Raw genomic sequence first — 10,228 nt, forward strand, 5'->3', positions numbered from 1 at the left:
AGCTCCGCCGCAGGCGGACCGGCAATGACGGGCTGGCCCGCCACCGCAGGCGGCGCGCCGGCCGCGGGCGGACCGGCTTCCGGAGGGGGAGCGCCGGCCCCAGGCGGACCGGCACCCGCAGGGGGAACGCCGGCCGCGAATGCGTGCAGCGCTCCAATCACTTCCATGGCCGGCGTTCCGATTGTTTCGCCCGGGCCGGTCCCGGTGGTGCCGGCGGGTGCGCCGCTGATCGCGCTTGGACCGGTACCGGCGGGCGCACCGGTGCCGGCAGGCGCGTTGCCGGTGGGTGCACCCCTGCCGGTCGGCGCCCCGATCCCGGTCGGCGCGCCGATCCCGGTCGGCGCGCCGATCCCCGTGGGCGCGCCGATCCCCGTGGGCGCGCCGATCCCGGTGGGCGCCCCGATCCCCGTGGGCGCCCCGATCCCCGTCGGGGCGCCGATCCCCGTGGGCGCGCCGATACCCGTGGGTGCCCCCGTTCCGGTGGGCGCGCCCGCGCCGGTGGTGCCCGTCGGTAGTCCGCTGATCGCGCTCGGGCCGGTCCTGGCCGGTGGGCCCGCGGACGCCCTGCCGGCTGGGGCTCCGATCATCGACATGGCCGGGACCGGTAAGGGTGCGCCGACTGGTCCGGCGCCTGCCGGCGGGCCGGTGCCCGGTCAGCCGGTTCCGGCCGGCCCGTCCCACTGAGCCGGATTCCCACTGAGCCGGATTCACGCTGAGCCGGATTCACGCTGAGCCGGATCCACTTCCCGGCCGGGTCAAGCCCCGAGGGGCCCCGGCCGGGAAGTGAGCGACTCGGTTACTCCTTGACGATCACCGGGTCGCCGACGTGGACCGTGTCGAAGTACCACTCGGCGTCGGAGGGGCTGAGGCTGATGCAACCGTGGCTGACGTTGTCCAACCCCATGGCGTTGACGGCCCAGGGAGCGGAATGCACGAACAGGCCCCGACTCGTGATCCGGACGGCGTAATCCACCGGGATCCGGTAACCGTCGGGATCGTCGACCGGGATGCCCACGCTGCTCGAGTCCATGATCACCGAACGTTCTTTGGACAGGACGGTGTAGGAGCCGACGGGCGTCGGATAGTCCGGCCGACCCATCGTCGCGGGCAGCACGCCAGGCTCTCCCCAGTGGGGCCGGTGGTGCGGTGCCGGCAGCGAGGGCGGCGGCCCGGCCTCGACTCCGTCGATGCTCACCTTGAACGTGTGCTCCGAGATACTGGCGACACCGACGACGGCAGGGCCCGTCTGAAATTCCGTGGACAGACCGCCGACCGACAGCGCCACCGTGCTGTGCGCCGGCCAATACCGGTCGGGAACCCACCGCATCACGTTGTCGTCAAGCCATTCGAACTTGCCGGTCATCGGGGGCGCCGACGTGACGTCGATGGCGCGCTCGGCAGCGTGCCGGCCGGCCTCATTGCTGATAGGCACCTTGAATGTCACCGTCACGGGGTTCGCCACACCCACCACCGCACCCGGCATCGGCACCACCGACGCGATGGGAAAACCTCGCGCCTGGCTGGTCGCTGCCTGGCCGATGTGGACCGGCCCCGCGACGACACTCGCAGCGACACTCGCAGCGATCCCACTTACCGCAAGAACACACCGAACAACGGCCCGCATGGCTCCGATTCCCTGACCTACTACCGACTAACCTACAAGGGTGTAATTCTCATGGTAGAGGTAGCGTAAATAACGGAAGTGCAGGCGCGCGTTGGCAATTCGATCAAGCCTTCGTCACGATTCGGCTACGGCCTGCGCCTGCCCAACCAGCGCAGCGCGGAGCCGGCGGCGTGCTGCCCGCACAGTCCGTGGACCCCGGCTCCGGGCGGCGTGGACTGCGAACACAGATAGACGCCCGGCACCCCGGTCGCATAGGGGTCGACGGCAATCCGCGGGCGCAGGACGACCTGCAGCCGGTCGTTGGCGCCGCCGATGATGTCGCCGCCGATGAAGCTGGGGTTGTAGGCCTCCAGGTCGGCGGGGCTCATGCTGACGGTCGCGACGACCTGCTCGCGGAATCCCGGTGCGAATCGCTCTATCTGATCGACGACCGCGGCGGTGGCATCCCCGGTATAGCCGAACGGCACGTGCGCGTAAGCCCAGATCGGGTTGACAGTGCCACCCGAGCCCGCCGACCGTGACGGATCGGCGAGGTACTGCTGCCCGACGAGGACGAACGGCCGCTGCGCCATCTTGCCTTGTGCGCGTTGACGTTCGGTATCCGCGATCTCGGCGAAAGTACCTCCGAGGTGGACGGTTCCGGCCCGTCCGCAGTCCGGATTCGTCCATGGGACGTGACCCTCGATCGCGAAATCGACCTTGAAGGCCGAGGACCCCTCGCGGTAGCGCCGATAGGACCGCTTGATGCGGCCGGGCATGACATCGCCGTAGATCTTGAGCGCCGTAGCGGGGCTGAGGTCGAGCATCACGACATCGGCGTCGGGGATGTCTTTGCGGCTCGCCACGGTCACCCCGGTCGCAACCGTCCCGCCGTGGGCCTTGAGCGCGGCGGCCAGCGCCTCGGTGATCGAACCGCTCCCCCCTTCGGCGACGGGCCAACCATACCGGTGCCCGCTCGCCAGGATCATCAGCCCGAGCGATGCGGTCAACGGCCGGTCCAAACGGGTGTAGACGTGCGCGGCCGCGCCGCCGAACAGAGCGCGCGCCTGCTCCGTGCGAAACCAGCGCGCCATCACCGAGGCCGGTAGCACCGCGCGCGGTCCGAACGCGGCGAGGCGGATCGGGTGACGCGGGATGTTGGTCACGGGACGGAGCAGGTCGTGGGCCAGCTGATCGAAGCCCGCCGCGAGGTCGCCGACAGCGCGGCGCCAGCGCGGTCCGTCGGGCCCCATGCCGGCGATGGTCGCCTCGATCGACTCATACAGCACGCCGGCCGTGCCGTCGTCGAGCGGGTGCGCACAGTCGATCTCCGGCCACTTCCACATCAGCCCGTAGCGCTGGAGGTCGATCTCCCGCCAGAACGGCGAGCCCACGCCCAACGGGTGAAACGCGGAGCAGTGGTCGTGAATGAGTCCGGGCACCGTCAGCTCGCCCGACCGCGCTCCCCCGCCGACCGTGTCGCGAGCCTCCAGCACCTGCACCTGAAGACCGTGGCGGGCAAGCTGGATGGCGGCTGCAAGGCCGTTGGGCCCGGCGCCGACAACCACCGCCCTAGTCATGGAGCGTCATCGAGTGGCGCGCGCAGTGGTGACGTGGACGGGCAACTCGTCGCCGGGCTCCGGCCACGGCTGGCGGGTCAGCATGTCCGCGACCTCGACGTAGCCCGCCTCGATCAGCCCGGTCTTGGCGTCGAGGATGCGATACCACTGCTTCTGGATGTGAATCGGTTGACCTTCGAGCACGATGACACGGACGTCGCCCTCCTCGAAGTGGCAGCGCCGCTGCACCGCTTCCAGCAACTGCTCGTTGTGCAGGTGGCCCTCGCCAAAGTTCCACCCCACCAACGGCCCGGCGACTATCTCACCCTCGCGCACCTTGTACTGGGCTTCGTTGGCCTCGCCCCCCACTGCGCGCGGCAGCAGCGCGTTGAGCGCTCTGCCATGGACATGCATAGCCCGGAACGCCGCCGTCTTGTCCGCCATGATTTCCGCGGTCTCCGGATCGTAAAGCCGGGCCAGCTGATTGACGACGAGCGCGGAGCTTTTGACGATATCGGCGTCGACCTTCTCCTCGGCCCCGGGGCGGAAACACCACACGCTGGTGGCCCAGTTACCGGCGTAGTAGCGCATCGCGGGCAAGAATGAAATCTTCTCGGGGAACATGTTTCCCGCGATGACGATGAGCACCGCGGCTGCTATGAGGGCAAGCAGCAGGGGCGACCGTAGATCGGTGGCACGGATCGCGCCGTAGTGCCCGAAGAGATAGAACAGCGAGAAGATGAAGAACACGTTCCATTCCAACGGAACTCCCATCGGGAGGTTGGAAATGATGTTGAGGTGGAAGATCACCATGAAACCGATGAGGAACCACCGCCACGGCTGGTCGCCGGCGAAAAAGACGAGCAGCGTCGGGACCACGAATTCCGCTGTGGTGTCGCCGACGTGGGCCATCAGCTTCGGCAACCATGAGGGCCGCAGGTCCTCCACCGGGTCCAGGTAGAGCGCGCGCTTCACCGGAGTGAACAGCCTGGGCCGCAGCAGCGCGTTGTTGCTTGTCATCACCGATACGACGTAGGGGAAGTGATGGTTGAGCTTGGAGGTCGCCGCCCCCCACCACAGGCACAGCATGATGATCTTGAAGGCCGCGATCTGATCGGTGAACGGGAAGAAGAACACGAACAGCTTCAGCCAGTAATGTTCGCCCCGCGCCGCCAGGAAGATGGTCTTGTCCCGCAGACCCAGCACCGCCAGCGCCACGATCGTCGGCACCACCGTGATCGGGTCGATCAGTCCTGCGTGAATGCCTGGGCCGGCAGCGGTGACGGGTCCGCCATAACCCGCGGACAGCAGCGCCCACACGCCACCGCCCAAAACGATCGCATAGAGAGCCACATCCAGGACGCTGCGGGTGTCCCCACTGGTGAACGGAACCTTGCCCGGCCACGGAGGAAGTCGAATTGTGTTGGGCCGCAACCAATAAAGAAACCCGCCGATCGGCGGCATGAACCGCCCGGTCAGCGGGCCGGATCCGCAGCCAAGACCCAGGACCTCGAACAGCAGCGTGAAGACGATGAATTTCTGGTACACGATGGGCTGCGTCCACCAGTCCCCGATGCGGCCCAGCCCGCCCAGGCCGGGGGTCAACGAGATGATCGCAGCGGGAACGGCGACATAGAGGGCCATCTTGAGCAGGTACAGCAGATACACCGCGTACGGCGTCCCGAAGCCGTGTTCCGCCCAGTGCCGGGTCACGATCTGCAGGCGGGTCGCTCGTGGCACGGTGTGCCAGGTGGCAGGGTCGACGTCGGGAAGCTCGGGTGACATGAATCCCATGGATGGCCCCATTCCCGTCGGCCGGAAACCCGCTGGCGAATACAATCTATCCGCAGCGTAACCACGGATATGCCCGGTGTGGGGGCATCGACAATCGTCTTGCCCGATTAACCCGCGACCGACTGCGGCCTAACGCGCCGCCGCCGGCGTTGCCACCGGGAATCGCAGGCGCAAGTTTTCGATGAGACGGTCGAGGGTGCGCCGTTCCTTCTCGTCGGCGCAGGCGATGCGCCGCAACCCGCTGGCGCCTTCGGTGTCACCGGCGGCTTCCGCTAAACCGATCGCCTTCCGGCAGGCGGCCAACCGGTGGTCGACATGGTGGCGGCTCTGGACGAGCAGATGCAGAAAATACTGGGCTTGGCGGCGGTCCGCCGTGTCATGCGCCATGGATTCGACATCACCGGCGGACGGGTTCGCCGTCAGCACGGTGCTGCTGCGCGGGCCGCGCGGGGGCCGGTGATGAGCGCCGCTCAACCGGTGTCCTGCGTGCGCGCGCGCACCGCGCTCGTCGGGCAAACCGGCGGAGTGCATCTCGCCTCTTTCAGCTGGATTGGGTCGGGATTCGGCCGGGATCGGGCCGTGATTCGGCTTGTGGGCGTGCGTAACCATAACCCCGCGGTCCCGCCGACGCCAGCGGGCCCAGCCTCACTAGCTACCATCGAGGGACTCGACGCGGCATGCCGCCTCGCCGGAGCCTCAACGAAGCGTCAAGGGAGGAACGTGAGCGACCGCGACAGCCCGGACATCGGGGACATCGACAAATTCGACCCTGGCCTGACGAAGCGCCTGATAAGTGTGATGCGGCCGTTTCTGAAGACCTACTTCCGGTCGGAGGTGCACGGCTTGGAGCACTTCCCGCCCGGCGGCGCCCTCGTGGTGGGTAATCACTCGGGCGGCATGTTTCCGATGGACGTTCCGGTCTTCACCGTCGACTTCTACGAGAAATTCGGCTACGACCGGCCGGTGTACACGCTGAGCCACGACATCCTCATGACCGGTCCCACCGCCCAATTCTTCCGGCGCACCGGTTACATCCGGGCCAACCGGGAGAACGCGGCAAAGGCGCTGCGCTCCGGCGGCGTGGTTGTCGTCTTTCCCGGCGGCGATTACGACGCGTATCGGCCCACCCTTACGGAGAACGTCATCGACTTCAACGGCCGCAAGGGTTATGTCAGGACCGCGATCGAAGCCGGTGTGCCGATCGTCCCGGCCGTGTCCATCGGCGGCCAGGAGACCCAGCTCTACCTGACCCGCGGCACCTGGCTCGCCGAGCGGCTGGGCATCAAGCGCCTGCTGCGCAGCGCCATCCTGCCGGTCTCGTTCGGCTTTCCGTTCGGGCTCAGCGCCGTCATCCCGCCGAACGTGCCACTGCCCACCAAGATCGTGACCCAGGTATTGGAACCGATCGACATCATCGAGCAGTTCGGCGAGGACCCGGACATCGATGAGGTCGACGAGCACATCCGGTCGGTGATGCAGCATGCCCTCGACGAGCTCGCCACCAAGCGACGATTCCCGATCCTGGGCTGAGCCATGGCATCTCGTCTCGGTCAGGCCCTCGGGCTGATAGAAACCATGAGGCGCGCGCGGCTGATCGCGCCCATGCGACCCGACCGCTACCTGAAGATTGTTGCCGCGATGCGCCGTGAAGGTATGGGCATGACCGTGGGTTTCGCCGGTGCGGCGCAGCGCTGCCCGCACCGCCCCGGCCTCGTCGACGAACTGGGCACATTGACGTGGCGCCAGCTCGACGAGCGGATCAACGCGTTTGCCGCTGCGCTGCAAGCATTGCCGCAGGGGCAACCCGGCGTCGTCGGGGTGATGTGCCGCAATCACCGCGGTTTCGTCGAGGCGGTGGCCGCCGCCAGCCGCATCGGCTCCGACGTCGTGCTGCTCAACACCTCGTTCGCCGGACCGGCGCTTGCGGAGGTGGTCAACCGCGAAGGCGTCGACGTCATGGTCTACGACGAGGAGTTCACCGAAACGGTGAACCGCGCGCTCGCCGACAAACCGGACGCCACCCGGATCTTGGCCTGGACCGACGGACAACACGATGTGACGGTCGAAAAGCTGATTGCCGACCACGCCGGACGCGGGCCCGCGCGCACCGGCCGCAAGGGCAGGATGATTCTGCTAACCTCCGGCACCACGGGAACTCCCAAGGGCGCCAACCAGACCGGCGGCAACGCCGGAGTGGGCACGCTCAAGGCCATCCTGGACCGCACGCCGTGGCGGTCGGAGGAAACCGTTGTGATCGTGGCGCCGATGTTTCACGCCTGGGGCTTTTCACAGCTGGTGTTCGCGGCCTCGATGGCCTGCACGGTGGTCACCCGCCGCAAGTTCGACCCCGAGGCCACGCTGGAGCTCGTCGACCGCCACCGGGCGACGGGCCTCGCCGTGGTGCCCGTGATGTTCGACCGCATCATGGAGTTGCCTGATGAGGTGCGAAAGCGCTACAGCTGCAAGTCATTACGGTTCGCCGCGGCCTCCGGTTCGCGGATGCGCCCCGACGTAGTCATCGCGTTCATGGACCAGTTCGGCGACGTCATCTACAACAACTACAACGCCACCGAAGCCGGCATGATCGCCACCGCGACCCCGCAAGATTTGCGGGCCGCTCCCGACACGGCGGGCCGACCGGCGGGCGGAACCGAAATCCGCATCCTGGACAAGGAATTCAATGAGGTGCCCACCGGGGAGGTGGGCACCATCTACGTTCGAAACGACACCCAGTTCGAGGGCTACACCTCGGGCACGACCAAGGACTTTCACGCCGGGTTCATGTCGTCGGGCGACGTCGGCTATCTCGACGAGAACGGCAGGCTGTTCGTGGTCGGCCGCGACGACGAGATGATCGTCTCCGGCGGCGAGAACGTCTACCCGATCGAAGTGGAGAAGACCCTGGCGGCGCACCCCGACGTGGCGGAGGCCTCGGTGATCGGCGTCGACGACGAGCAGTACGGCCAGCGGTTGGCCGCGTTCGTGGTGCTCGAGCCCGGCGGGGGCGCCACGCCCGACACGCTGAAGCAACATGTGCGCGAGAACCTGGCCAACTACAAGGTGCCCCGCGAGATAACCATCCTCGATGAACTTCCCCGCGGCAGCACCGGCAAGATTCTGCGGGCCGAACTGCAGTCACGGGCCGGCGGCTGATGCGGGCCACATGGCTGCGCCGCCCCCGGCCGCTGGCACGCGCCGCGCTGGAATTTGTCAACGCCGCCAATGGATTACGCCCGCTGGCCCGCAAGGGCTACGCCACGGTGTTGGTGTTCTGGTTCGGCTGGCCGACCTCGGAGGTGCCGGGTCTGTACTTCTCCGCGTCGCTGCTGGATGCGTTGCGGCGCGGGCGCCGCGGCGACTTCGCCGGGCGGCGGGGGAAGGCGGCGCTGGGCCTGACGGCCGCGTCGTGGGGGATCCTGGCGGTGATCCGCTACCGCGGCGCCACCACACCCGGCCCGGTACTCGAGGCCGGTCTGCGCGATCAGTTGGGCCCCGATTACGCGGAAGAGCTCGCCACCCTGCCAACGGCGCCGGCGCGCAGGGGACGATTCGACCTGCCGCTACGCACCACCGTGGCGCGCCGGCGTTTCGTCGAGAAGTCCAACATCGTGTCCTACGGACCGCACGGGCGGGCGAACATGGCCGACATCTGGCGTCGCCGCGACCTGCCGCGCGACGGGAAGGCGCCCGTGCTCGTGCAGGTGCCGGGCGGTGCCTGGATGATCGGGAGGCGACGCCCTCAGGCGTATCCCTTGATGGGCCATCTGGTTTCCCGCGGTTGGATATGCGTATCCCTCAACTACCGAGTGTCCCCGATACACACCTGGCCCGACCACATCGTCGACGTCAAACGGGCGCTCGCGTGGGTGAAGGAGAACATCGCGGCCTATGGCGGGGACCCGGATTTCGTTGCGATCACTGGCGGGTCGGCCGGCGGTCACCTCTGCTCCCTGGCGGCCCTTACCCCCAACGACCCCAAGTTCCAGCCGGGCTTCGAAGAGGCGGACACCTCGGTGGCCGCGGCCGTCCCCGTATACGGGCGCTACGACTGGGTTTCCACCGAGGGCGAGGGGCGCCCCGAATTCGTCTGGTTGCTCGAGAAATTCGTGGTGAAAGAGAGATTCGCCTCTCACCGCGACGTCTACGTCGACGCATCACCGATCTGTGAGGTGCGCGCCGACGCACCGCCGTTTTTCGTCTTGCACGGACACGACGACTCCCTGATCCCGGTCGCCGAAGCGCGGGAGTTCGTCGATGAACTGCGAGGGGTGTCGAAGGCGCCCGTCGCCTACGCCGAATTGCCCCACGCCCAACACGGTTTCGACATCTTCGGTTCTCCGCGAGCGCATCAGTCCGCGGAGGCGGTGGCCCGGTTTTTGTCCTGGGTCTACGCGACCGGCTACCTTAACCGCGACTAGCCCGATGGTGGCGACCCGCCGCGCCCGGCTACGCCGCGCTTGCGATCGCCACTAGTTCACCGAAGTGTCGCGGCCTTCTCCAACTCGGTGAGCGCCGGCTCGATGCGATCGGCCATGTCGTCGATGTCGTTGGCCACCTCGGGCGTCGTCACGAAGCCGAAGTCCAGGTAGCCCTGGTAGGAGAAGCAGGTGATGTTCAGCGCGACGTCCATGACGGGCGGTCCCAGCGGCACCAGGGATTCCAGTTTGGCCCCCGCCATGTACAACGGGAACGACGGACCGGGGACGTTGGACACGACGAGGTTGATCGGGGCCAGGTTGCGCGACAAACCACTGGCCGTGTAGGCGCGCGCGGCCAGCCCCAGCAGCCCGGGCGGCGTGGTCTCGGTCAACCCCATGATCTGGTGCGCCGACAGCGCCTTGGCCATCAACTTGGCGCTCTGCGTGCTTTCGTGGATCGCCATCAGCCGCTCGCCCGGGTCTTCGATGTCGGTGGCAAGAGACGTCGTCATGGAACTCACTTTGTTGCCCACATCTGCCTGGTCCTGATCGGTGCGCGTCGAGACCGGGATCTGCGCGATGAGCGGTTTGGCCGGCAATTCGCCACGCTTCTCGAGATAACCGCGTGCGGCGCCCGCCACAAGCGCGAGCACTACGTCGTTGAGCTTGACGCCGTAGGCGTCCTTGATCGCCTTGGCCCGGGCCAGCTCGACACGCGCGCCGGTGATCCGCCGGTGCGGCGAAACCGGTGCGTTGAAGCGAGTATTGGGCGCGTCGAAGTAGCGCGGGTGCCGGCGGTTGACGCCAAGGGTTGCGACCTGCTGGCGCAGGGTCTGCTCCACCAGTCTGGCGAT

Annotated in this window: 9 protein-coding genes; 4 read left to right on the forward strand and 5 right to left on the reverse strand. The window is 67.6% G+C overall.

Features of this window, described 5'->3' with window-relative positions; translation table 11 throughout:
• Window positions 1–165: 165 nt before the first annotated feature.
• Window positions 166–684, forward strand: coding sequence for a hypothetical protein (locus JO059_RS02355; RefSeq protein WP_293314479.1), 519 nt, complete (start codon window positions 166–168; stop codon window positions 682–684).
• A 112-nt stretch (window positions 685–796) separates the two neighbouring features.
• Here JO059_RS02355 and JO059_RS02360 read toward each other — a convergent pair whose 3' ends face one another.
• From JO059_RS02360 to JO059_RS02375, 4 genes are all read right to left on the reverse strand, one after another.
• Window positions 797–1,624, reverse strand: a complete 828-nt coding sequence (locus JO059_RS02360; protein ID WP_293314481.1) for a L,D-transpeptidase family protein — start codon at window positions 1,622–1,624, stop codon at window positions 797–799.
• 125 nt (window positions 1,625–1,749) lie between these two features.
• A complete protein-coding gene (locus tag JO059_RS02365; protein ID WP_293314483.1) occupies window positions 1,750–3,183 on the reverse strand; it encodes an NAD(P)/FAD-dependent oxidoreductase in 1,434 nt (477 codons plus the stop codon).
• A 6-nt stretch (window positions 3,184–3,189) separates the two neighbouring features.
• Window positions 3,190–4,956: a DUF3556 domain-containing protein gene (locus JO059_RS02370; RefSeq protein ID WP_293314485.1), complete on the reverse strand. Its 1,767-nt coding sequence runs from the start codon at window positions 4,954–4,956 to the stop codon at window positions 3,190–3,192.
• Window positions 4,957–5,085: 129 nt separating this feature from the next.
• Window positions 5,086–5,487: a hypothetical protein gene (locus JO059_RS02375; RefSeq protein WP_293314487.1), complete on the reverse strand. Its 402-nt coding sequence runs from the start codon at window positions 5,485–5,487 to the stop codon at window positions 5,086–5,088.
• Window positions 5,488–5,754: 267 nt separating this feature from the next.
• On the opposite strand from JO059_RS02375, the gene JO059_RS02380 reads away from it, so the two are divergent.
• From JO059_RS02380 to JO059_RS02390, 3 genes are read left to right on the forward strand one after another with little or no spacing between them, the layout of a single operon-like run.
• Entirely contained in the window at window positions 5,755–6,486 is a 732-nt protein-coding gene (locus JO059_RS02380) for a lysophospholipid acyltransferase family protein (RefSeq protein WP_293314495.1), read from the forward strand.
• A gap of 3 nt (window positions 6,487–6,489) precedes the next feature.
• Window positions 6,490–8,109: an acyl-CoA ligase FadD12 gene (gene fadD12 / locus JO059_RS02385; protein ID WP_293314489.1), complete on the forward strand. Its 1,620-nt coding sequence runs from the start codon at window positions 6,490–6,492 to the stop codon at window positions 8,107–8,109.
• Entirely contained in the window at window positions 8,109–9,374 is a 1,266-nt protein-coding gene (locus JO059_RS02390) for an alpha/beta hydrolase (RefSeq protein WP_293314491.1), read from the forward strand. Before fadD12 ends, JO059_RS02390 begins: the two co-directional genes overlap by 1 nt.
• A 56-nt stretch (window positions 9,375–9,430) precedes the next feature.
• On the opposite strand, the gene JO059_RS02395 is transcribed toward JO059_RS02390, so the two are convergent.
• Window positions 9,431–10,228 (reverse strand): WS/DGAT domain-containing protein (locus JO059_RS02395; protein WP_293314493.1); only part of this gene is annotated, 798 nt, incomplete at its 5' end.

The organism is Mycobacterium sp. (assembly GCF_019247615.1).
GTDB lineage: Bacteria > Actinomycetota > Actinomycetes > Mycobacteriales > Mycobacteriaceae > Mycobacterium.